General features: G+C 61.1%; 23 protein-coding genes and 1 pseudogene. 11 read left to right on the plus strand and 13 right to left on the minus strand.

The window, feature by feature from the left end; genetic code table 11:
• The coding region (locus tag ACPYOI_RS05850; protein ID WP_481422659.1) for a GGDEF domain-containing protein at positions 1-976 on the minus strand (976 nt) is incomplete at its 3' end.
• Between the two features lie 410 nt (positions 977-1,386).
• Here ACPYOI_RS05850 and ACPYOI_RS05855 point away from each other — a divergent pair.
• From ACPYOI_RS05855 to ACPYOI_RS05865, 3 genes are all read left to right on the plus strand, one after another.
• Positions 1,387-1,593, plus strand: coding sequence for a hypothetical protein (locus ACPYOI_RS05855; RefSeq protein ID WP_481416648.1), 207 nt, complete (start codon positions 1,387-1,389; stop codon positions 1,591-1,593).
• 166 nt (positions 1,594-1,759) lie between these two features.
• Positions 1,760-4,099: a glucose/quinate/shikimate family membrane-bound PQQ-dependent dehydrogenase gene (locus ACPYOI_RS05860; RefSeq protein WP_481416649.1), complete on the plus strand. Its 2,340-nt coding sequence runs from the start codon at positions 1,760-1,762 to the stop codon at positions 4,097-4,099.
• 126 nt (positions 4,100-4,225) lie between these two features.
• On the plus strand, positions 4,226-4,720 hold the full coding sequence (locus ACPYOI_RS05865) for a hypothetical protein (protein ID WP_481416650.1): 495 nt from the start codon (positions 4,226-4,228) through the stop codon (positions 4,718-4,720).
• Between the two features lie 80 nt (positions 4,721-4,800).
• On the opposite strand, the gene bla is transcribed toward ACPYOI_RS05865, so the two are convergent.
• The 4 genes from bla to ACPYOI_RS05885 form a co-directional block, all read right to left on the minus strand.
• On the minus strand, positions 4,801-5,691 hold the full coding sequence (bla, locus tag ACPYOI_RS05870; protein ID WP_481416651.1) for a class A beta-lactamase: 891 nt from the start codon (positions 5,689-5,691) through the stop codon (positions 4,801-4,803).
• A 74-nt stretch (positions 5,692-5,765) separates the two neighbouring features.
• Entirely contained in the window at positions 5,766-6,725 is a 960-nt protein-coding gene (gene dmeF, locus ACPYOI_RS05875; protein ID WP_481416652.1) for a CDF family Co(II)/Ni(II) efflux transporter DmeF, read from the minus strand.
• A gap of 21 nt (positions 6,726-6,746) precedes the next feature.
• Positions 6,747-7,019, minus strand: coding sequence for a Ni(II)/Co(II)-sensing transcriptional repressor DmeR (gene dmeR, locus ACPYOI_RS05880; protein WP_168828820.1), 273 nt, complete (start codon positions 7,017-7,019; stop codon positions 6,747-6,749).
• 156 nt (positions 7,020-7,175) lie between these two features.
• Positions 7,176-8,768, minus strand: a complete 1,593-nt coding sequence (locus ACPYOI_RS05885) for a phospholipase D-like domain-containing protein (RefSeq protein WP_481416653.1) — start codon at positions 8,766-8,768, stop codon at positions 7,176-7,178.
• A gap of 528 nt (positions 8,769-9,296) precedes the next feature.
• Here ACPYOI_RS05885 and ACPYOI_RS05890 point away from each other — a divergent pair.
• Together ACPYOI_RS05890 and ACPYOI_RS05895 are read left to right on the plus strand one after the other, a co-directional pair.
• Positions 9,297-9,791, plus strand: a complete 495-nt coding sequence (locus tag ACPYOI_RS05890) for an N-acetyltransferase family protein (RefSeq protein ID WP_481416654.1) — start codon at positions 9,297-9,299, stop codon at positions 9,789-9,791.
• Positions 9,792-9,826: 35 nt separating this feature from the next.
• On the plus strand, positions 9,827-10,405 hold the full coding sequence (locus tag ACPYOI_RS05895) for a type 1 glutamine amidotransferase family protein (protein WP_481416655.1): 579 nt from the start codon (positions 9,827-9,829) through the stop codon (positions 10,403-10,405).
• A 110-nt stretch (positions 10,406-10,515) separates the two neighbouring features.
• Here the strand turns inward: ACPYOI_RS05895 and ACPYOI_RS05900 are convergent, their stop codons facing one another.
• The 4 genes from ACPYOI_RS05900 to ACPYOI_RS05915 form a co-directional block, all read right to left on the minus strand.
• On the minus strand, positions 10,516-11,475 hold the full coding sequence (locus ACPYOI_RS05900) for a phytanoyl-CoA dioxygenase family protein (RefSeq protein WP_481422660.1): 960 nt from the start codon (positions 11,473-11,475) through the stop codon (positions 10,516-10,518).
• A gap of 208 nt (positions 11,476-11,683) precedes the next feature.
• Positions 11,684-12,598, minus strand: coding sequence for a cytochrome c (locus ACPYOI_RS05905; RefSeq protein ID WP_481418901.1), 915 nt, complete (start codon positions 12,596-12,598; stop codon positions 11,684-11,686).
• A gap of 104 nt (positions 12,599-12,702) precedes the next feature.
• On the minus strand, positions 12,703-13,146 hold the full coding sequence (locus tag ACPYOI_RS05910; RefSeq protein ID WP_481418902.1) for a c-type cytochrome: 444 nt from the start codon (positions 13,144-13,146) through the stop codon (positions 12,703-12,705).
• Between the two features lie 166 nt (positions 13,147-13,312).
• Positions 13,313-13,951: a LysE family translocator gene (locus ACPYOI_RS05915; RefSeq protein ID WP_481418903.1), complete on the minus strand. Its 639-nt coding sequence runs from the start codon at positions 13,949-13,951 to the stop codon at positions 13,313-13,315.
• Positions 13,952-14,081: 130 nt separating this feature from the next.
• Between ACPYOI_RS05915 and ACPYOI_RS05920 the strand changes: the two genes are divergently transcribed.
• A complete protein-coding gene (locus ACPYOI_RS05920; RefSeq protein WP_481418904.1) occupies positions 14,082-14,777 on the plus strand; it encodes a helix-turn-helix transcriptional regulator in 696 nt (231 codons plus the stop codon).
• Between the two features lie 4 nt (positions 14,778-14,781).
• Here the strand turns inward: ACPYOI_RS05920 and ACPYOI_RS05925 are convergent, their stop codons facing one another.
• Entirely contained in the window at positions 14,782-15,561 is a 780-nt protein-coding gene (locus ACPYOI_RS05925; RefSeq protein ID WP_481418905.1) for an SDR family NAD(P)-dependent oxidoreductase, read from the minus strand.
• A 172-nt stretch (positions 15,562-15,733) separates the two neighbouring features.
• Here ACPYOI_RS05925 and ACPYOI_RS05930 point away from each other — a divergent pair, with 172 nt between their 5' ends.
• Positions 15,734-16,642, plus strand: coding sequence for an AraC family transcriptional regulator (locus ACPYOI_RS05930; protein ID WP_481418906.1), 909 nt, complete (start codon positions 15,734-15,736; stop codon positions 16,640-16,642).
• Here the strand turns inward: ACPYOI_RS05930 and ACPYOI_RS05935 are convergent.
• From ACPYOI_RS05935 to ACPYOI_RS05945, 3 genes are all read right to left on the minus strand, one after another.
• On the minus strand, positions 16,639-17,484 hold the full coding sequence (locus tag ACPYOI_RS05935) for a metallophosphoesterase (protein WP_481418907.1): 846 nt from the start codon (positions 17,482-17,484) through the stop codon (positions 16,639-16,641). The genes ACPYOI_RS05930 and ACPYOI_RS05935 overlap by 4 nt on opposite strands.
• A gap of 82 nt (positions 17,485-17,566) precedes the next feature.
• Complete coding sequence (locus ACPYOI_RS05940) at positions 17,567-18,118, minus strand: alpha/beta fold hydrolase (protein WP_481418908.1); 552 nt, start codon at positions 18,116-18,118, stop codon at positions 17,567-17,569.
• Positions 18,119-18,219: 101 nt separating this feature from the next.
• The gene (locus ACPYOI_RS05945) at positions 18,220-19,116 is read right to left on the minus strand and encodes a LysR family transcriptional regulator (RefSeq protein ID WP_481422661.1); all 897 of its coding nucleotides are present in this window, start codon (positions 19,114-19,116) and stop codon (positions 18,220-18,222) included.
• A gap of 149 nt (positions 19,117-19,265) precedes the next feature.
• Between ACPYOI_RS05945 and ACPYOI_RS05950 the strand changes: the two are divergent.
• The 4 genes and pseudogenes from ACPYOI_RS05950 to ACPYOI_RS05965 form a co-directional block, all read left to right on the plus strand.
• A pseudogene (locus ACPYOI_RS05950) lies at positions 19,266-19,370 on the plus strand (IMP dehydrogenase); the annotation flags it as partial.
• 47 nt (positions 19,371-19,417) lie between these two features.
• Entirely contained in the window at positions 19,418-20,605 is a 1,188-nt protein-coding gene (locus tag ACPYOI_RS05955) for an MFS transporter (protein ID WP_481418910.1), read from the plus strand.
• A 12-nt stretch (positions 20,606-20,617) separates the two neighbouring features.
• Complete coding sequence (locus ACPYOI_RS05960) at positions 20,618-21,037, plus strand: (R)-mandelonitrile lyase (protein ID WP_481422662.1); 420 nt, start codon at positions 20,618-20,620, stop codon at positions 21,035-21,037.
• Positions 21,038-21,660: 623 nt separating this feature from the next.
• On the plus strand, positions 21,661-22,680 hold the full coding sequence (locus tag ACPYOI_RS05965; RefSeq protein WP_481422672.1) for an alcohol dehydrogenase: 1,020 nt from the start codon (positions 21,661-21,663) through the stop codon (positions 22,678-22,680).
• Positions 22,681-22,736 lie beyond the last annotated feature (56 nt).

Raw genomic sequence — 22,736 nt, forward strand, 5'->3', positions numbered from 1 at the left:
CGCCCGATGCCTTTGCCATGCCCAGCGCCTGCTCGGCGAATGCGATAAGGGCATCAGCCGTCCGGGCCTCCTTCGACATACATATCCCGACCGAGAATGAAAGCGCAGCGCAGCGTTTTCCCGATACCGGGTGCACGACCGGAAGTCCCTTCAGTCGATCGCGCAGCCTGTCGATGAGCCGCATGATTTCCGTCTCGTCTGCGGTTCGGAAAATGAAACCGAAGCGACCTCGATCGAAACGGCAGGCCAGGTCCTCTTTGCTGAACAGCGTCCGGATCAGCTCACCGATACCGTTGAGGACGGGTTCCAGGAGGTTCGGAATAGCGGCAACAGTCTCATAGCCGTCAATGTCCGCAAAGGCCACTCCACACAAGTCAGGCAGCCCTGACTTCTCGTAGATCTTGGCCAGTTCCTTGTTGAACACACGGCGGTTGCCCAGCCCGGTCACCGTATCGACAAATCTGGCGGCATTCGCCGCGGCTGTCTCGTGCTGCACCTGCTCGAGCTTCTGGGATTTCTCCACCACCTTCGAGGCGAGCATTGCACTTTGTGCCTCGCGAGCGTGTGTCGCCGAACTCACCGATTGCAGCGATCGCGTGAGTGCGACCTTGTCCGTCACATCATTGGCTTCGAAAATCCTGGCGGCTTGGCTGATAACACTTCCATAGCGCGTCAATGCTGACTTTTCCTCGTCGAGCAGCGAGAGAATGCTCTGCAACTCCTGTTGCACCTGGCCCGAACGTGTCTCAAGCAGACTGCCTTCGAAGTGATGAGGCAGGTAACGCCGGCCAATCGCATCCAGGGCGTCCTGCGTCTTGACCGTGCCAAGCGACCTGAGTTCGCGGGTGAGATCCGGGCTGTTGCCGGTCATCGCCTCGAACACGAGTTCGTAGTTCCGCGGCAGTCCCTCGATACCTAGTTGTTGCAAGACCGTTGCAACGCGAAAGGCCAGATTCGTGGGCGTATTGGGCTGCACCAGATGCTCTCCAACGTGACTTTGCGTTTACCACCGACGACACGGGCCGGGTCATGGCCAGCCGGGTCGCTATTGCAAGCAAGGGAGCTTTCTGCGACGGCCTTCGGCCGTGCCGGAAAGCATAAGAGAGATGCATGATAGAGAACCGCAGGAGCATCATGCTCGAGCGGCAAGCAACGTCTGGTAGCAATATTAAGCGTACCTAATTAAGGCGAAGTAAATGCGAAATCCGGAACAGGAGGGCACGAAACTTCTGGCAGGCGTTTTGTTCTCGCGGGAGAAAGATCCTTCAGATTCCCTGAATTCCTTCGCGAAAATGGAGCTCCAGCTTGAATTAGTAACGCATAAGTTACGATTCGCTAATACGTTCACGCGAAAATAGGTGGAACTCGTAGCAACTGGCGGAAACCATGTTTGTCGTATCAGTCGTCGATGATGGGCAAGAGCGCAACCTCGTCGCCACCAAGGTCTGGATGGAAGACGGCGTCGTCGTCGTGCAGGCCGGCGGAAAGCAGCATGCATTTCCCGCCTCAAGCCTCGTCGAAATCATGGCGATCGAAAAAGAATACGAGCGGGAAGACCGCTGGGGCCAGCGACGAAGAGCGATGATCAACTGACAGCAATCCTTCGTCCTGCTGCGGCGGCTTGGCTACCCAATTCAGCAGCCGATCCCCGCGTCAAAATGTGGCCATTGAAAGGCATGTCCGCCGCCCTAAGTGGCTGATTCTGCGGCATTGTCCGCGGTCCACCATGCCCAGCTCACCTCAGCGGGAGACCGGCTTTATGGCAATCGTCATTACTTCCATCCTTTTTCTCATCATTGGACTGGCGCTCGGCGGCGGCGGGCTGTGGCTCGTGACGCTCGGCGGCAGCGTCTTTTACCTGTTTGCAGGCTTGATGTTCATTGCGACGGCCGCGCTTCTCCTTTTGCGCAGGGCCGCCGCGCTCTGGGTCTATGCGGCGCTGGTTGTCGTCGCGCTCATCTGGGCGGTGTGGGAAGTCGGCTTCGACTGGTGGCAGCTCGGACCGCGCGGCGGGCTGATCATCCTGCTCGGCCTCTGGTTGCTGACGCCGTGGATCCGGCGGCCGCTCGGGTTTTCGAGCCCGAGTGGCCTTCCCTACCCCGCCAATCCCTGGCCGCTCGCCGTGCCCGTCATTATCGCCGTTCTCGTTGCCGGCTATTCGATGACCACCGATCCGCACAGCCTTGCCGGCGATCTGCCGACTGGGGTCGTGGCAGCCGCCCCGCCCTTCGGAGGCAATGTGCCGGATGGCGAGTGGCATCAATATGGCCGCACGCCTTTCGGCCAGCGCTACTCGCCGCTCGACCAGATCAACAAGGACAATGTCAAGGACCTCAAGGTCGCCTGGCAGTACCAGACCGGCGACGTCAAGCAGCCCGGCGATATCGGCGAGACCACCTATCAAGTGACGCCGCTGAAGGTCGGCGACACGCTCTACCTTTGCACGCCGCACAACTGGGCAATCGCGCTCGACGCGAAGACCGGGAAGGAGAAGTGGAAATACGATTCCAATTCCGGCTTGAACCCCGACCGTCAGCACCAGACCTGCCGTGGCGTGACCTATTATGCCGATCCGGCAACCGCAGCCGGCCAGCCCTGCGCCGAGCGCGTCTATCTGCCGACTTCGGATGCCCGATTGATCGCGCTTGACGCGGCCAACGGCAAGGTGTGCGAAAACTTCGCCGACAAGGGCACGCTGCATCTCGAGACCGGCATGAAATACAATCCGGCCGGCTATTACTATTCCACCTCGCCGCCGGTCGCCGTCGCCGGCAAGATCATCGTCGGCGGGGCCGTCAACGACAACTATTCGACCACGGAGCAATCCGGCGTCATCCGCGCCTTCGACATCAATACCGGCGCCCTCATCTGGAACTGGGACTCTGGCAATCCGGACCAGACCACCCCCTTGCCCGAAGGTCAGACCTACGTGACCAACTCGCCGAACAGCTGGTCCGTCTCCAGCGTCGACGAAGGGCTTGGCATGATCTTTGTTCCGCTCGGCAACCAGGTGCCGGACCAGCTTGGCATGAACCGCAGCGCCAATGTCGAGAAGTTCTCCTCCTCGGTCATTGCCCTCGACATCAATACCGGCCAGGTGAAATGGGTGAGGCAGTTCGTCCACCATGATCTCTGGGACATGGACGTACCGGCGCAACCGGTGCTCTTCGACATGACGAAGCCGGACGGCGGCGTCGTGCCTGCACTGGTCGCGCCGACGAAACAAGGGGACCTTTATGTGCTTGACCGGCGCAGCGGCGAGCCAATCTTTCCCGTGAAGGAAATCCCCGCACCATCAGGCGCAATTCCCGAGGACCATACGGCGCCGACTCAGCCGATTTCGGACCTCACCTTCACGCCCGATCCGCTGAAGGAAAAGGACATGTGGGGGGTCACGCTGTTCGATCAGCTCGCTTGCCGCATCGAGTTCCACCGCTACAAGTATGAGGGCCGCTATACGCCTCCGTCGCTTGTCGGCTCGATCATCTATCCGGGCAATTTCGGCACGTTCAACTGGGGCAGCGTCGCGGTCGATCCGGAGCGGCAGATCATGTTTGGCATGCCGACCTATCTCGCCTTCACCTCGCGGCTGGTGCCCGCCGCCGATATCCCGCCGCGCGGACAGGACGAAAAGGGCAGCGAGCAGGGTTTGAACCGCAACGACGGAGCGCCCTATGGCGTTTTCCTGGGGCCGTTCCTCGGCCCGCTGCAGATCCCCTGCCAGGCGCCGCCATGGGGCTATGTCGCGGGCGTGGATCTGAGGACTGGCAAGATCGCCTACATGCACAAGAACGGCACGGTGCATGACATGACGCCGCTGCCGCTGCCCTTCAAGGTCGGCGTGCCGGGCATCGGCGGGCCAATGCTCACCAAGGGCGGGGTCGCCTTCCTCGGCGCTGCCGTCGACGATTACCTGCGCGCCTACGACGCCACCAACGGCCGCCAGCTGTGGGAAGCGCGGCTTCCGGCCGGCGGCCAGGCAACGCCGATGACCTATACGACCAGCGACAACAAGCAGTATGTCGTGATGGTCGCGGGCGGGCATGGATCGGTGGGAACGAAGCCTGGTGACTACGTGATTGCCTATACACTGCCGTAAGGGGCTCATCTCTTTTCCCGTCGAGGGAAGAGATCGCCGCTTTCTGCCGCTCCGGCGTCGCACGCAAGCTCCGGGCAGGCTCGCGGGTACAATCTTCCCTCGAAATTTTTCGAGGGGACAATTTTCATGAAGATCGGAGACAGCATTTCCAGCTATTACGGGCTCGGCAGCCTTTTTGCGCAGCAGAGCCAGTCCAAGACCCAGCAGGGCGGGGATTTCGACATGGGTGTTGCCCGAAGCGGTGCCGGTCCCGAGCCTGCCTATACGCCGCCTTCCCTCTCCAAGGCCATGTGGGACATGCAGCCGGCGGGCGATACGACGATTGCCGAGGAAACGGACGCGGATCGCGAGGCGAAGGCGCGTCACGACCAGCTTGTCAGCGACTTCTCGGAATATGCGAACATGTCGCCGGCAGAGATGATCCGCAAACGGATCCTCGACCAGCTCGGCCTCGACGAGAACAGCCTGAAGGCGATGCCGCCGGAAGAGCGTGCCGCAGTCGAAAAGCAGATCGCCGACGCCATCAAGCGCGAGCTGACCGGCATCGACGGCGGCGACAGCAATTCGGCAACCTCGGACGTGCCGCAGACCGCATCGAATACGGACGCGCAGAACGCCTGAGTTCGGTTTCACCTGAGATTTTGATTCAAGCCGATGCGGCGGAGATTCATCTCACCGCCGTATCTTTCTGAATTTCCTGATTATCCTGCCATGCTCGCGACGATCTTCGCGACCTCGGCAAAAACGGGGTTCAGCTCGTTCACCGGCGCAGTTGCTTCCGCCACGTAGGCCGTCACGAGAATGGGACCGCGATCGTTCGGCCAGATGATGGCAACGTCCGCGGCCGTGCCACCGGAGCCGGTGCCGGTCTTGTCCCCCACCTTCCAGCCATCAGGCAAGCCGGCGCGCAGGCGCGCGCCGCCGGTGGTGCTTGCCACCATCCAGTCGATCAGCGTTGCGCGCGACGGCTCGGAAAGCACCGAGCCGAGCGCGACGTTTCCGAGCGTGTCGAGCATTGCGTCGGGCGTCGTCGTGTCGCGCGGGTCGTCCTTCTTTCCCTCGTTGAGGGCCGTCTCCCAGCGATCGAGGCGGGTCGAGCTGTCGCCGATCGAGCGCAGCCACTTGGTCAGCGCCTCCGGACCGCCGAAGCTTTCCAGCAGCAGATTGCCGGCGGTATTGTCGCTGAGGGTGATGGCCGCCTTGCAGAGCTCGCCGACGCTCATGCCCTCGCCGCCGACGTGTTTTTCCGTCTCCGGCGAATAGGAAACCAGCTTGCCTTGATCATAGATCACCCGGCGTTCGAGGTTTTCCGCTCCCTTGTCGACGCGTGATAGCACCATGGCCGAAGCGAGGACCTTGAAGGTGCTGCACATGGGGAAGCGCTCGGTCTGGCGAAAGCCGAGCGTGATATTCGTCTCCGTATCGATGACGGAAACGCCGAGCCTGCCGCCGGTGCGCTTCTCGAGGTCCGCAAATCGGCGGTCGATGTCCTCATCGCTCTCGGCAGCGCGGGCGAAAGGGGAAAGGCCCAGTGCTGGAACGAGCATCGCCGCACCCAAAAGCGTGCGGCGATGGATCGAAAATTCTTTCATGAAATCCCTCCGGCAGAATCAACAGCCAAAGAGCTAGGCGCCGATTGTGGCGCCTTGTCGTCACATGCGCTCAATCAAGCCGCCTGCAGCTGGGTGACCTCGACGGTGACATGCGAAAGCTCATGGAGCTCTTCCAGCTTCGCCCGATAGAAGGCGGGCTCGCGCGCCTCGGAGGTTGTGACGGCGACGATGGCGGCGTGGTGGCCGGGACCGACCTGCCAGACATGCAGGTCCGTGATCCGGTCGCCGCCGGCTTCGATCACCTGGCGGATTTCGTCGGGGAGATCTTCCCCATCGGCAATCACATCGAGAAGCACGCGGCCGGAGGACTTCATCAGGCCCCAGGACCACTGTGCGATGATAATGCCGCCAACAATCCCCATCAGCGGATCGAGCCAGAGCCAGCCGTAGATGCTGCCGAAAGACAGCGCGGCAATGGCGAGCACCGAGGTCAGCGCATCGGCGATGACATGGATGTAGGCCGCGCGCAGATTGTTGTCGGATGCCCGGCCATGGTGGGCGTGATCGCCGTGATGATGATGGTCATGATGATGGCTGTGACCATGATCGTGACCATGGTGATGGTGGTCGTCCTTGAGTAGCCAGGCGCTGGCAAGATTGACCGCGAGACCGACGACGGCAACGCCGATGGCCTGCGCGAAGCTGATCGGCACCGGATGGGTGATGCGCACGAAGCTCTCCCAGGCCATCAGCAGCGCGATCATGGCGAGAATGATGGCGCTCGCAAATCCCGCCAGATCGCCGAGCTTGCCGGTGCCGAAGGTAAACCGGGGATTGCGCGCCTGCCTGCGTGCATAGAGATAGGCAACGGCGGAGATCAGAAGCGCGCTTGCATGCGTCGACATATGCCAGCCGTCGGCGACGAGCGCCATCGAGCCGTAATACGTACCGGCGCCGATTTCGACGACCATCATCACCGCCGTCAGGGCGATCACGAACCAGACGCGGCGCTCGTTGCGCTCGTGGTCGGCCCCGAGGAAGACGTGTTCATGTTCCAGCATTCGTGCGCTCATCGCGCGCTCCTTCGATTCTCGTCAGCGGATGTAGGTCCGCAGCACTTCCGAAATTTCCCCGACCGCCTGTGTCCGCGCCGCTTCGTCGGCGGCCTGCAGCACGTGTTCGTGCAGGTGATCGTCCAGCACCTCGCCCGTCAGCCCGTTCAGCGCGCCGCGGATCGAGGCCAGCAGTTGCAGGATGTCGCCGCAGGGACGCTCGGCCTCCAACGCCCTCTCGACGGCCTCGAGCTGCCCCTTGAGGCGGCTGACGCGGGCGATGAGCTTCTTCTTCTGGTGGGTCGTGTGGGACATGGCAGCCTTCAATTTAATATAGGGGGGTATAGTATATTCAGCCGAAAAAGGGAAGTGAAACTTGCGTGTTCCCCGCGGCAATATCCCCTTCTCCGCTGCTGGGGAGAAGGGGAGAACGACCGCTATGGCGCCGCCGGTAATCGGCCCGTCAACCCGCTACAGCGTCTTCGCACCCGCCATTTTGGTGAACACCTGCACGCGCTTCCAGCGCAGCGTGCCGGGCTTGTATTTCTTCAGCCACTCCCGGGTTTCGCTCTCGTCCAGAAAGAGGCTTGCGCTGCCGTCGGCCGAAGCATTCGCCTGGCCATCGCTCCGCCCAGCCATGACCTCCTGGATCGACCGGAAATAATAGTGGTTGAACAGGCGGTTGAACTCGGTGAAGTAGATATCGGCGACGCGTTCGCTGCCGCGGATCAAGAGCATGTTCTCGTCGTTGCTGTTGGTGGAGTCCTCAGAGAAATTCGCCGAACCGGTGATGACGATCGGGTCGGGGCCGAGCGGATCCTTTAGCAGAAACTTCGAGTGGACGTAGGCCACATGCTGATTGAGCTCCAGCGCCCGCGCATTGGTTTCCCGCGTCCACTGATAGACCGGATCGCGCAGGAACGATCCCCAGGCCTGATAGACGTTCTGTTTCGCGTTCAGCGGCACGAAAGGATCGCTGGCGCGGGGATTGGGCTTGTCCTGTTTTTCCAGAAGCAGAAAGAGCACGGGACGCTGCGGCATGTTGGCTGCGGTGTTGTCGACAAGTGCAGCCTTGAATTTCTTATTTATGCCGAAAGCAAGCGTGATGCCGCCATAATCGGTGGCGGAATCCAGTGCGTCGACATACATGTCGAGCACCTTGCTTCCCGAACGCGGACTGAAAACGCTCGATACGCCGGCCGGAATATCCTCCCAGTCCGCGGGAACCACCGCCAGCGCCATCACGGCGTCGCGATAGGCCTTGCGCTTGGCATCGGATACGGGTCTCGTTTCGCCCTCGACCGCCCCAGGGTCACCCACGAGAATCTCCCAGTAGGCTTTGAAGGCCAATGCAACATCCGTGTTGCGCACCCAATGGCCGACATTCGTCTGCCCATGGATGCCGCCCATCGACATATTGGTCGAGCCGGTCCAGACTTCCTTTGGTTCCTGCGCGGCGCCTTTCAGCAGGACCAGGAACTTGTTGTGCTGGATGTTGTTCGGGTTGTTTTCCCGCCAGCGGGCAATCGCCGCTGCAGGCAACCCGGCCTTTTCGACGGTAGCCTTGTTGTCCTCGCGCGGAAAGCTTGGATGGAACTTGCCCTTCTTGTCGGTGTATTCATTGATCTTCGCGTCGAGGATGAGCTTGACGGTGACGCCGCGATCGATGGCGGCCTTGAGACGTTCGGCGACCGGCAGGTAGCGGAATTCGTAGAAGCATCCGAGGAGCGTATCGCCGGCCTGCGCCTGATCGATAAACCTGAAAAGCGCCTCGTCGAGGTCGCGGCTCAGCCATTGCAACGCTTCAAGACGCTTCTCCGCCGGCTTCAGATCGTCAGGCTTGTGGTTGCCGAAACGGCGCTGATAGGCCTGGCTGCTGGCGACGCCGCGGTTGAAGAAGATGTCGTGCTCGAGATCTGTGAAAAGCGGCTCCGTCTTGACGACGATCTTCACGGGCGGCGCGCTGCGGTCGATGTTCTTCGGCTCGCCTTTCAGCGGGTAGAAGAAATATTCGTAGCGCCGGTCGGGCTTCGCGGTGAAATCGTCCCAGACGAAACTCTGCACCGGATGATCGTAGGTGGTGACGATCGTCTTCTCGTCCGGCTGCTGGATGACGCTCGCGAAGACCTCATGCCGTAGACGAAATAGCGCTGATTTTCCGTTGGGTCGTATCGCTCGACCGCGAAACCCAAGAGGCCTTTCGTATCGGCGTTCTCATAGTCGATCGCGAATGAGACGGTGTTGACGCCGGTAACTGCGAAAATGCGATATCCGTCAACTTCCTTGGAAACGAAACGCATGATTCCCCTCCGTAAAAGCGTTCGTCTGGAAAATGAGATTTCTACATAAAGCTGCGTTGCCACGTTACACAACTTAACGGACAGTATCCATCGTTGATGACACCCCATTGACAAACGGTCCGTTCTGGAGAATCTATCGCACATGATCAAGAACGCGCATCACTCCCGCTCGTATTTTTGGCTGTACCTGTAAGGGGCGGCCGACAGATCATATTGTCAACAAGCCGCCGTCAGGCGGCTTTGTTGTATCGGCAGCGTCCTGACGGCAGAACACAGATAGGACGCGAAGGCCATGATTGAAATCGAAGACAGCGAAGTCTCACTGATCCGCCCGCCGGTGGTCACCATCCGCGCGGCAAAGCCGCGGGACCTGCCCGCACTCAACGACATGATCGCCCTGCTTGCCGCCCATCATGGCGATGCGGCCATGGCGACGCCGGAACAGCTGGAGCGCGACCTCTTCGGCCCCGTTCCCTGGATTACCGCGCTGGTCGCCGAAACCACCGACGGGCTGATTGGCTACGCGATCCTCGTACCGCTCTACAGGGCGCAGGAAGGCAAGCGCGGCATGGACCTGCATCACCTCTTCGTCCGCGACGGCCATCGCGGCCACGGTATTGGCCACCATCTCGTCAACCGCGCCCGCGAAATGGCGAAGACTGCCGGCTGCGACTACCTTTCGGTCAGCGCCGCGACCGGGAACATCCAGGCGCATCGCTTCTACCAGCATATGGACTTCACCCCTCGACCGGTGACCGGCATGCGCTATATGCAGGCGCTGGCTTGAACGCCTGCCGTTCCGGTTCACGAGGGAGAGATTGCATGACACGGCTTGCAGTGGTTCTGACGGAGGCTTTCGCGGATTGGGAGGTCGGGCAGCTGACGGCTTCTGCCCGCACCGAGTTCGGTTTCGACGTGGTGACCGCGTCGCCCGGCGGTGCGGAAGTGCGCTCCATGGGCGGCCTGCGCGTGACGCCTGATACGGCGGCCGAAGCACTGCGCGCCGACGCTTTCGACGGGCTCGTGCTTTGCGGCGGCATGATATGGGAAACCGAAAAAGCGCCGGATCTGAAGCCTGTCATCGACGATTTCATGGCGCGCGGCAAGCTGGTCGCGGGGATCTGCGGAGCGACGCTGGCGCTCGCCAGGGCGGGTGCGCTGAACAATGCCGCGCATACGAGCAACGCCTTGCGCTTCATCACCGATCTGCCCGGTTACTCCGGACACGCGCATTACAACGACGTGCCGACCGCGGTGCGCGGCGGAATGGTGGTCACCGCTCCCGGCTCGGCGCCAACCACCTTTGCCGCCGAAATCTACCGGGCACTGGATTTCCGCAACGAAGACCTCGATCAATATCTGTTGATGTTCGGCGCCGAACATCAGCCGAAGGCGGCCTAAAGCGCGTCGCGATCTTTTAGATTCGCTGAGCGCGCTTTAATTCTTTGTTTTCACGCATGTCTTTCGCCCGGAACCGGTTCCCACTTTCGGGAGACATGCTTTAGGCTCATTCATCGTATGACGGGCTCGCCGTGAAACCGCCGGCGAGAAGGTTTCGACACGCCAAATCCCACTTCCATCATCAGTCGCGGCGCCGCCTTTGCGACGGTTCCCATATGGAAGCCGAAAGGATCCTCGACGAAACCATGACCCGCCTTTCCGGTCAGCGTCACGGCGTTGTCCGGTCCGTAGAAATCGAGGATTTCACCTGCCGGGTGGCCGACAAGAAGCGTCAGCTGGTGTTTGAGCCGCCGGCGGTTATGGCTCCCTTTGACGTAAACATGCGGGCCGGTGTTTTCATCGACATCGACCAGGTAGAAGAAGAACTTCAGCATACGCCAGTCGTCCAGGTCGAAATGGTATTTGTCCAGCGATGCCAGGCTGCGGTCCGCTTCGCTCGCCTTTGTCGGAAAACTCCACCAGATGCGCGTGGTAATCAGTTGGGCCTGGGCGCCAAGATATTGTCTTGCGACCGCCGAAAGCAGCGGATCGCGCTGGACCGCAAGGACCGCTTCGCAATCCAACGCGCGTTCGAAGTGGTGGCCGCTGAGAATGGGTCGACCGTGCCTTTCTTCGGTATCACCGTGCTGCGGAGCCAAAAATTCTATTCTGCGATCGAAGTTACCGAAGCACGGTGTTTCGCTCGCGAATCTCGCGATTTCGCGGTGAATGCCCTCCGGAAGAACAAGACCGGAGAATAGCCCCTCCGCCTTCAACGAATCGACAACGGCTGCCGACTCGATGCCTTCAAACATCGATGGCAGGAGATCGGCGTTGTCGTGAGGTTGTTTGGCCGCAAGCCAGTGAGCTCTGCGGCCCGGTATGGTGCGCGCCAACAGGAACATCGGCAACCATGCCGGATTTTCCCGAACGTCGGCAAGATAGGTCGGGATGCGTACCGCCATGCGGCGCAGCTTTCCGCCTTTGCGAGCGACGGATTCAAGGTCATTGGAGCGGGATATGCCGTGCATTCAACTATCCTTTTTCTTCGGAAGCCTGGGGGCGCTTCAGTCAGCGACGAACATCAGATCGCTGAAAGGGGGTTATTGAAGAGCAGCGGTTAGGCTTGTGCTGCAATGCGGCATTTCTTTGATCGGCGTGGAAGATTAAGCCTTTGTTTTCTAAATATAACCTTGGCGCGAATAAATGCGTGCGCTTCGCCCCGCAGATAACATCTTGTCACCGCTTCGGCACGGCCTTGAGGTAGGCGGCGATTGCCTCGAGGTCGCTCTTCGGCAGGTGCGCGAGGTTCCTCTGGACCTCGGCCATCGAACCGCCGACGGTATCGAAGTCCGGGGTAAAGCCGGTCTCGAAGTAGTTGGCGATATCGGCCTCGCTCCAGGAGCTGACGTCTTTGGACCCTGGCGTGATGTCCGGGATGCGGCCCGGGCCGTCCGGATTCGGAGCGCCCGCGAGCCACATATCGTTCTCGAGACCGCCGAGCGCGTCACGCGGCGTATGGCATTCGCCGCAATGGCCGGGGCCTTCGACGAGATACTGGCCGCGCTTCAGCTTGTCGTCCGGATTGGCGAGCGCGACGTGTTGCGCGTCGTTCAGATAGAGCAACTTCCAGCCGCCGAGCGCCAGCCGGATGTTGTAAGGGAACGGCAGCTCGTGCGGCGGCGCGACATTGGGGCTCTTCGGCAGCGTCTTGATGTAACCGAAAAGGTCGTTGATGTCCTTGTCGGTCATGCGCGTATAGGAGGCGTAGGGAAAAGCCGGATAGAGGTGCTGACCGCCGGGGCCCACGCCACGCTTCATGGCATTGCCGAACTCCGCCAGCGTCCACGAGCCGATGCCGGCCTTTTCGTCCGGCGAAATATTCGGCGTATGAAATGTGCCGAAGGGCGTTTTCAGCGCAAGGCCGCCTGCGAGCGTGAGCTTTGCATCGCCTTCGGAACCAGGTGCCGCATGGCAACTGACGCAGCCGCCTGCCCAGAACACCTGCTCGCCGTTCTTCAGATCCGGCGCACCGAGATTGGCCCAGTGGCTTTCCGGCAGCGCGCTCGGCGCGGTGATGAAGTAAAAAACAGCACCGCCAATAAAGACGACACCGATGAGACAGAGCACAAACCGGATGAATCTACGGACCACGCGCCGCTTCCTCTTTTTACCGATGCAACGGCTAAAGATAAACCGGTCCGCGCCGGCGGCAAGGCAGGCGCGGACCGATGGATTGGAGGGGAATAGTCTGTTTGCTATTCTGTCTTCAGGCGGTAGATCTCGTGACAGCCGCCGCAATTGGCGCCGAGCGTCTTCAGCGCACCGCCGACTCCGGCCGCGTCGGCCGGAAGCTGGGCAAGGATCGTCTCAGCGTCGGTTCCGAGCTTCGCGGCGCGTGCCTTGAAGTCATCCATGTTCTGCCAGATCTTCGGGCTCGCGGCCTTGTCGCCCGTTTCCGTGCCCGGCTTGAACTGGTCGGGGAAAACCTTGGCGGTTTCGGAGATCGTTGTCAGCGCCGTCTTGATCACCTCGGCGTCGTAGGGCTTTTCACCTTTGGCGATCGCCGCCAGCGCGCCGGCGGCAGCACCGTTCTTCTTCATCAACGCTGAGCGCGCTTCGTGCGTGCCGTCCTGCGCGAAAACCGCCGTCACCGCCACGCCGACAAGCAAGACACCCGCCGCAATTGCCTTGAATTTCATATCTTCACTCCTTTTGATACCGAGATCTTTGGAGGCCGGCGCCTCATATTCGCGGCCGCATGATGGCAAATATATTCAAGGCTCGAAGTAACAAGTGGGTGATATCACAACAAATTCAGAATGGTAATGGCGCGCCTCCACGCACTTTTGACGGAGGCGGTCCATCCTATTGCACCATCCTCCAGCCATGCCAGGCGGTCAGCACGGAGACGATGATCAGCAATGCACCGGCGACGCGGCCGACGACGATCGTTGCCTGCGGATTGGAAATCAGCAGCTGGCGGCTTCGCGATGCTGTCAGCGCCACCGCGCCGTAGATGGCGAACTGCGTGGCGAGCGTCATGGCGCCCATGATGAGCCCCTGCAGCCAGATCGGCCCGTAGGCCGGCTTCAGGAACTGCGGGTAGATGGCGAGCATGAACAGATAGGCTTTCGGATTGATGAGGCAGGTGATCGCGCCCTGCCGGAAGGCGCGCCAACCGGAGCGCACGCTCCCCTCGCCCACCGCATTCACCGTGATGGAACTGCGGATCAGCGTGAAGCCGATCCAGATCATGTAGGCCGCGCCCAGAAAGAGCAGCGGATTGAACAGCGAGGGAATGAGGCTCGCGAGGATGCCGACGCCGATCGCGCCATAAAGCGAATGCACCGCCCCGCCGGCCATGATGCCGGCGGTTGCCGCCATGCCACGGCTTCGGCCGCCGGTCAGCGAATTGGCGAGCACGAAAAGCATGTCCATGCCCGGCACGATGATGATGCCGAAGAGAAGCGTGAAGAAGAGCCAGAGGTTTTCGGTGTAGGTCATGTCAGTTGTCTGCCTTCAAATCCGGCGGCCGGCTTTGCGAACCGCCTTGTATTTCAATTCGATAGGCAGATGGTATATGCAAGGCCAACTGACAGTGTATTGTCAGGAGCCTTCATGGAGACCGGCAAAAATGCGCAAGGCCGCGCGCCTATTCGAGATCATCCAGATTCTTCGGCTGGCGAAGAAGCCGATGACGGCTCAGGCGATGGCCGATGCGCTGGAAGTGACCGTGCGCTCCATCTATCGCGATATCGCAGCGCTTCAGGCGATGCGCGTGCCGATCGAGGGCGGGCGCGGCATCGGCTACATCATGCGGCCGGGCTTCGACCTGCCGCCGCTGATGTTTTCGATCGAGGAGATGGAGGCGATCGTACTGTCGCTGGCGCTGCTCGAGCGAACCGGCGATGCCGAGCTGAAGCAGGCGGCCAAACGCGTGAACCAGAAGATCGCCGGCGCAGTGCCCGGACCGCTGCGCCAGGCGATGGAGAACAAGGCACTCTTTGCCTGGGGTGCGGTGGCGCAAGCGCCCGCCGGTTTCGATCTCGGCATGGTGCGCCGGGCGATCCGCGACGAGCAGAAGCTGGCGCTCGACTACCGCGACGAACTCGGACGCGCGAGCGAACGCACCATCCGCCCGATCGCGCTGATCTATTATTCGCACTATGCCAATATCGTCGGCTGGTGCGAGCTGCGGCAGGCGATCCGCAATTTCCGCAGCGATCGGGTCGAGCATTGCGAAACGGCAGCCGCCTTTTTTCGCGGCGGAGGCGACCGGCTGCGGGAGGATTGGATGAACGGCTGGGCCACCCCTCCGGCAGCCGGTTAGCGCATCAAAGATTGGCGCCGCCCGAAACCTCGATGCGCTGGCCGTTGACCCAGCGGTTGTCGTCCGACAGCAGCGAGGCGATCATCGGGCCGATGTCATCGGCGATCCCGGCACGGCCGAGCGCGGTCGAGTCGGCGACCATCTTGTTGTACTGTGGATTGTCGCGCACCAGACCGCCACTGAAATCCGTCTGGATGGCGCCGGGTGCGACCGTATTCGCCGTGATCCCACGAGGGCCGAGTTCCTTTGCGAGATAGCGCGTGAAGACTTCGATCGCCCCCTTCATCGAGGCGTAGGCGGAAATGCCGGGTACGGTGAAGCGCGCAAGCCCGCTCGATATGTTGATGATCCGGCCGCCATCGGCCATCAGCGGCAGGAGCTTCTGCGTCAGGAAATAGACGCCCTTGAAATGCACGTTGACCAGTTCGTCGAACGCTTCCTCAGTCATCTCCGCAATTGAAGCGTGGTGGCCCGCCCCCGCATTGTTGACCAGATAGTGAAAATGAGTCTGGCCAAGGGCTTGCAGGACGTCTCCCACCTGGCTCACGAAGCCGTTAAAGTCGGCTATCCGCCCGGTGTCGAGCTGCAGCGCGATGCCCTTCGCGCCAAGCGCCTCGATCTCGGCGACCGCAGCGTCGGCTTCTGCCCGATTTGCGCGATAGGTGAAGATGACATCGACACCGCGCTTTGCGAGATTGACGGCGGTGTTGCGGCCGAGGCCCCGGCTGCCGCCGGTGACGATGGCGACCCTGGATACTGTTTTTGCTTGGTTTTCGTTCGGCATCTTTTCTTCCTCTGTCGGAGTTGATGGCTGCAGAGTAAGCCCGGGAGGCGGCCCTATTGAATGCCGGAACTCTCGAATTTCTTGCCTATTCCTCCAACCGCCTTGCGGGTAACGCGCCCATGCCTCATATGGTTTCAGCGGCCGGACCGTAGGCGGCAAGGAGAACTCGGGAATGCTGAGAGCGCTGAAAGAGGCAATCCAAAGCTATATCGACAGCACCGCCGGAAAGGCGGACGGCCGCTTCCAGACGCCGGTCGAGGCGCTCTCCGTGTCGCGGGTCAGCCAGCCCGTGATGCCCCACCACATGATCTACCGGCCGACCATCTGCATCGTCGTCCAGGGCGCCAAGCAGATCATGGTGGGCGACCGCTCTTTCGACTATCACGAGATGCAGTCGCTCGTTGTCACCTTCGAGGTGCCGGCCCTCGGGCAGATCACCAAGGCGAGCGAGGAGGAACCTTATATCGGCCTCAACATCGACTTCGATGCCGTGATCCTGCGCGAAGTGATGGAGGCGATGGAAGAGCCTCCGCGGCCTGCGGGCGACGGTGCTGCCGGCGTCTTCGTACAGGATTTCGACGGCGTGCTGGCCGACTGCGTGTTGCGGCTTGTGCGCCTGACGCAGACGCCGAAGGCGATCCCCGTCCTCTATCCGGCTATCATGCGCGAGATCTGCTACTGGCTATTGACTGGCCCGAACGGCGCGGAAGTCAGCAAGCTTGCGCTGCCGGGCAGCCATGCGCGCCGGATGACCGACGCGATCAACCTGCTCAGGGAGAACTTTGCCGAGCCCATGCGCATCGAGCAGCTTGCCGCCGTGGCGCGGATGAGCCCCTCCTCCTTCCACCAGCATTTCAAGCAGCTCACGGCGATGACGCCGCTGCAATACCAGAAGAATCTCCGGCTGCTCGAAGCGCGCCGCCTGATGGTTTCGGGCGGCGTGAGCGTCGCAAGTGCCGCCTATCAGGTGGGATATGAAAGCGCCTCGCAGTTCAGCCGCGAATATGCCCGCATGTTCGGCACGCCGCCGAAGCGCGACGTGACGGAAATGAAGGTCCAGCCGCTGCAGGCGGTCGCCTAAAACGCGAGCGTGCGGCTTTCCTCGCGGCCGAAGCCGCGGATTTCCAGACGGTCGGCGAAGGCTTCGACGATGGCGAAGGTGTTTTCCGTTTCGGTGTCGACCATGCCCTTGAAATTGACGAAGTGGCAGCCGCCGCTTTGGCCATAATTGCCCACGTGATTGTGCCCGCAGAAATAGGCCACCGCATTGTCGTGTTCGGCAAGGAGGCTCACGATGCGCTCGGCATCCCACATATTGTGGTCATTTTCCGGATAGACCGGATAGTGGCACATGACGATGACGCGCTCGCCGGCGGCCTGGGCCCTCTTCAGGACAGCCCGCAGCCAGAGGAACTGCACGTCGCCCAGGGAGGCGTTCCAGGGATTGGCATTGACCGCGCCTCGTGCCCTCAGTGCCTTCAGCCGCTCATCGGCCAGCGCGCGGCGCGGGTCGTTCTCGGGCGGCGCAAAGACGCTGACCTCGTTGCCGTCGAGCATGACGAAACGGGTGCCGCCGACGGCGAAGTCATAATAGGGCTCGCGCATGCCGACCCTGTCGAAGACCGAGGCAAGACGGTCCTTCGCGACGGCGAAATCGTGGTTGCCGAGCAGGAAATAGCGCTCGTGCCTGAGCTTGTCGTAAAGCGGCAGGATGGCATCGAAGCTTTCCCAATTCCCGTCGATGATATCGCCAAGCGTCACGACGAAAGCGAGGTCGGCCTTGTTGAATTCGGCGATGGCTTCGGAGACCTTCGCGAGACTGTTGGCATAGTAGCGGTCCATCGCGAGATCGGGCGCGAGGGCGGCATATTGCGGGTCAGCGATGACGCCGAAACGAAAAAGGGGATTTTCGGTAGAGGACATGGGGCTCGTTTAGGATTGGCGGGTGACAGGGATGTGACGATGACGGGGTGTGTTTGGTTGCTTGCGAACCGGCGCATTCGGATCAACCGAGTGAACGGATATCTCGAGCGACCTCGCTCATATCATTGTTGAGTTGGTGATCCCTGCGCTCGAACGTGCGGACCACGGCGTTCGGAATCGCTTTCGCATAGAGATGAACATGGGCAGCCGGCACCACGGCATCGTCGGCACCATGATAGAGATAGACGGGAACGCCGGGGGGAAGGCATTCTGAGAAGTCCTTGCAATCGGCGATATCATCGCTCGGCCATCCGCCTTCACCGACGAAGGGTGCCGCGATGACAAACAGCCCGTCGAACCTTTGTTTCGGTGGCTGCTCGGCAAGCACATGGATCAAGATGGTACCGCCGATCGAGTGGCCGACGAGAATTGCCCCATCCTCCAGGGATTCGAATTCTCCGATGAGCGCAACCTTCCAGGCCGAGTAACTAGGATCGTCCTCGCCGGGCATTCGGGGGTAGCGGACGGCATAGCTTTCGCCGAGTTCGCGCTCAAGGCTCGCCACGAGCTTATCGTCCCAGCGATCGTGGACGCCTTCGCCGGCTCCTTGAATGAAGAGGACCTGCTTAGCCATGGCGGCATTTTATTCGGCAAATGCTGCTGGGTGCAAGGCCGGGCTACGGTGGGTTATGTTTGGCTGCTTTGCGCCAACAGCGGCCATAAGGCTTGGGATCATCAACGACTTTTCTCTCGAAGAGCCTCCGCGATCACCGAAAACGCGGGAAGATTCTGCCGACGGCTTGGATAGTAAAGATAATAGCCCGCGAACTTGGGTGTCCAGTCATCGAGGATGAGCTGGAGACGCCGTTCCGCGACATGCCTTTCGACATAGCTTTCCGGCACGAAGGCGACGCCATATCCTTGAAGGGCTGCGTCCACCATCTCACGATCAGTGTTGAAGATGAGCTGACCCTCCACCCTCACTCGGACCTCCTCGTTGTTCTTTTCGAACTCCCAGCCGTAGAGCCCGCCCACCCGGTCGAGACGCCTGTTGATGCAGTTGTGATGCATAAGCTCTTGCGGCGTCGTCGGCACAGAGCGGGTCTTGAAATAGTCGGGGGACGCTACAGCGACCAACCGCCAGTCCGGCCCGATCCGCACCGCGACCATGTCCTTCTCAAGGCTCTCGCCGAGGCGCACGCCCGCGTCGAAGCCGTCTTCGACGATGTTGCGGAAACTGCTGTCGACGTTAAGTTCCAGCTTGATATCTGGATATTCCCCGAGGATGGGGGAGAGCTTCGGCCACACCACGCTCTCCATAGCGTGGTTTGACAGGGTAATCCTTACGGTGCCTACGGGCTTGTCCCTGTACGCCATCAAGGCCTCGATGTCGGCCTCGATCTCCGAGATGCGCGGCGCGAGTGATTGCCGAAGGCGCTCCCCAGCTTCCGTGGTCGCCACGCTCCGTGTCGTGCGCGTCAGGAGCCTGAGCCCCATCCGTGCTTCGAGTTCCTTGACCGCGTAGCTGAGCGTCGACTGCGCAACGCCCAGCTTGGCCGCGGCCCTCGTGAAACTGCGCTCCTCCGCGACTGCGAGAAACAGGAGCAGCTCATTGAAGTTCTCGCGGGCCATGATGACTCTCCGGATGGGTCGGCTGCAGATCATTAATAGCCGAATTCGATAAATCCATGCAAATTGCGACGGCTAATCCGAGCTATCCAGTGGTGCTATCTATCTCCCGAAAGAATGACGCGGGCATTCGGCCCGAACAGGAGACGACCATGCTCAGCACTGTGCTTCGCGCCCCCGGCGACATCCGCTGCGAGGAAGTCGCAGAACCCAAAATTCAGAAACCCGCCGACGCGATCATCAAGCTCGCTGCGTCCGCAACCGTCCCCACTGCATGAACAGCCCCTTTCGAGGTGAACGACCGATGGACATGACCTACGACATGAGGACGGAAACGAAGACCACGCCTTGGAGTGCCGTCATCTGCATGATGCTGACCTCCTTCGTGCTCGTCGCGTCGGAATTCATGCCGGTCAGCCTGCTGACGCCGATCGCTGACGAACTGGGGATCACCGCAGGCCAGGCGGGTCAGGCGATTTCGATCTCAGGCTTCTTCGCGGTCATCGCTGCCTTGTTCAGCAACGTGCTGCTCGCGCGGTTCGACCGACGCTTGGTGATCCTTTCCTACACCATCGTGCTCGTGGCTTCGGGTCTGGCGGTCACGTTTGCCCCGAACTACCTGGTGTTCATGTTCGGCCGCGCCCTTATCGGGGTGTCGATCGGCGGCTACTGGTCGTTGTCGACCGCGATCATCGCCCGCATCGCTTCCGGTTCCGACGTGCCGAAGGCTCTCGCCATGCTCCAAGGCGGCAGCGCCCTGGCGGCGGTCATCGCAGCTCCGCTCGGAAGCTTCCTAGGGGGCCTGATCGGCTGGCGCGGCGCCTTCTTCGTCGTAGTGCCGATCGCCGTTGTCGCCTTCGCCTGGCAGGCCATCGTCTTGCCCCGGATGCCGGGTGGCCAGGGCGGTTCGCTTGGCCGGACGTTCAGCCTCATGGGCAACCGCGAGTTCGCGCTTGGCATGACAGCGATGATCCTGTTCTTCATGGGACAGTTCGCACTGTCGACCTACCTGAGGCCGTTCCTTGAGGACATCACCCGTCTCGGCGTCAACGTGCTCTCGCTCGTCCTTCTCGGGATTGGACTTGCCGGTCTCGCCGGAACCTCGTTGATACCCTCCATCCTGCGCGCTCACATGGCGCACGTTCTGATCGGGTTTCCGGTGGTTCTGGTGATCATCGCCTTGGCGCTCGTCGGTGTGGGTCCCTTTGCGTTCGCAACGGCTGGTCTGCTGGTTCTTTGGGGTTTGCTGACGACGCCGGTTCCGGCGGCTTGGACGACCTGGATGACCCGCGTTATCCCCGACCACCTTGAAGAAGGCGGAGCCTGGTTCGTCGCGCTTATTCAGTTCGCGATCACCTCAGGGGCATTCGCGGGTGGGCTACTATTCGACAGCGCCGGATGGTGGAGTCCGTTCGTGTTCAGCGCGGCTGTTTTTCTGGCATCGGCGATCATCGCGGTCATATTTACGCGCTCGCCGCACAAAAACGCATAAGGAGTATTACTCATGGATATCATCCGAAACGGCTCGCAGGCATCAAGTAAAGGTCCCGCCGACTGGTTCAGCGGCACGGTTCGCGTCGATCCCTTGTTCCAACCGAACAGTTCCCGTCGCGCCGCCGCGGCCCTCGTCACCTTCGAACCAGGGGCACGCACGGCCTGGCATACGCATCCGCTTGGCCAGACCCTGATCGTCACCGCCGGCCTCGGCCGGGTCCAGCGCGAAGGCGGTTCTGTCGAGGAAATCCGCCCAGGAGATGTCGTGGGGTTCGAACCCGGCGAGCGGCACTGGCACGGTGCTGCTCCGAACAACGCCATGAGCCACATCGCCATTCAAGAGAACCTTGATGGCAAGGTCGTCGACTGGATGGAACAGGTCACCAACGAGCAATATGAGGCTTGGCAACAACCCATAGCGCGAACGTGACGCTGTTATATCGTTCCAACACTGCAAGCCGTTCTCGTTGAATCGCAGCGTGGCAGTTTCTGCACGCTCCCTCTCAAGTTCGGCCGACAAGTCTGCAACACGTCGATGTTGCTCCAGCGTCGCACGAGCCGCATCCTTGTTCTCGTCTGCCTCAGCCATATCGCCTCTCTGAGGATGTCGGGACGAAGATAGACATCTTGTGAGGTAAGAAAGAGCGGGGTTCGCAATGACCGTTTTGGGCCGGATGTCGCCTTCGCGCCAGGAGCTGACATCGCATCCAGCCGTTGGCACTCAATGATCAGGCCGATCTCCGATGACCGGTTCGGACCCCAACATCGTGGCAGCACAGCGCTGGCAATGCACATCAGCTCTCTGTAAGGCCACACGGAGCGAGGACGCCGGCTCGACATTGGCACGGTGTGGCTGCCGGTCGCATACAGACGAGGCGGTGCGGGTCAACTTCCCCCTTTGCCCGCCTGCCCAGCCCATGTGCTCGGCGGCAGTCAGCGGATTGAAGAAGAGCCTCCAGCGCACTAGTTGCCGCCACGCATGCCAAAGCCTGTGTGGTGAGGGCGATGTCAATGCCTGCTGAACATGAGGTAACGAAATCTGAGGAGGGTTCCATGCCAAGCATGCGCGCTGTTGAAGTCAAAAACGCCAACGGACCGTTAGAACTTGTCGAACGCGAGGTTCCGAACCCCGCTGCCGGCCAGGTTTTAATCAAGGTCCAGGCGTGCGGAATATGTCATAGCGACGCGTTTACGGTGATGGGGGCATTTCCCGGCATTGCCTACCCGCGCGTGCCAGGCCACGAAGTGGTCGGAGTTATCGAGAAAGTCGGCGAACGGGTGCCCAATTGGCAGCCTGGCCAACGCGTCGGGGTCGGCTGGCATGGCGGCCATTGTGGGCATTGTCGCTCCTGCCGACGTGGCGATTTCATAACCTGTGAGAACGCGCAAATTCCGGGGATCAGCTATGACGGCGGCTATTCTGACTACATGGTTGCGCCTTTCGAAGCGCTGGCTGCAATCCCGGATGAGCTCGAGGCAGCCGAGGCCGCGCCCCTTCTATGCGCTGGGATCACGACCTACAACGCATTGCGCAACAGCGGCGTTCGCGCGGGCGATACCGTTGCAGTGCTTGGTATTGGCGGTCTCGGTCACCTTGGGGTGCAATTCGCCGCGAAGATGGGCTGTCGCACGGTCGCCATCGCACGCGGCGCCGACAAGGAGCCGTTGGCGCGCAAGCTTGGTGCCCATCACTACCTTGACAGCACGGCACAGGATGTGGCCGCCGAGCTAAGCAAGCTGGGTGGAGCCCGCGTGATCCTGTCCACCGTTACCAATTCGCAGGCGATGAGCGCGGTGCTTGGCGGGCTGGCCGTTGATGGCAAGATGATCGTGGTTGGCGCTTCACATGATCCGATCGAGGTCTCCCCGTTTCTGTTAATTGGCGGCCGCCGCGGCATTCAGGGATGGCCGTCTGGGACCTCGATTGACTCGGAGGACACCCTGGCTTTCAGCGCCCTCGCCAACATTCGGCCAATGATCGAAACAATGCCGCTCGAGCGGGCTGCAGAGGCCTATGAGCGGATGATGAGTGGCGCGGCGCGGTTCCGGATGGTCATAACGACCGGCAAATAGTCCGTCTGTACCGAAACAGAAATGTCTGGCGACGCGCACCGAACAGTCGCCAGACG

This window comes from Rhizobium sp. SVR5-2C, assembly GCF_056755115.1.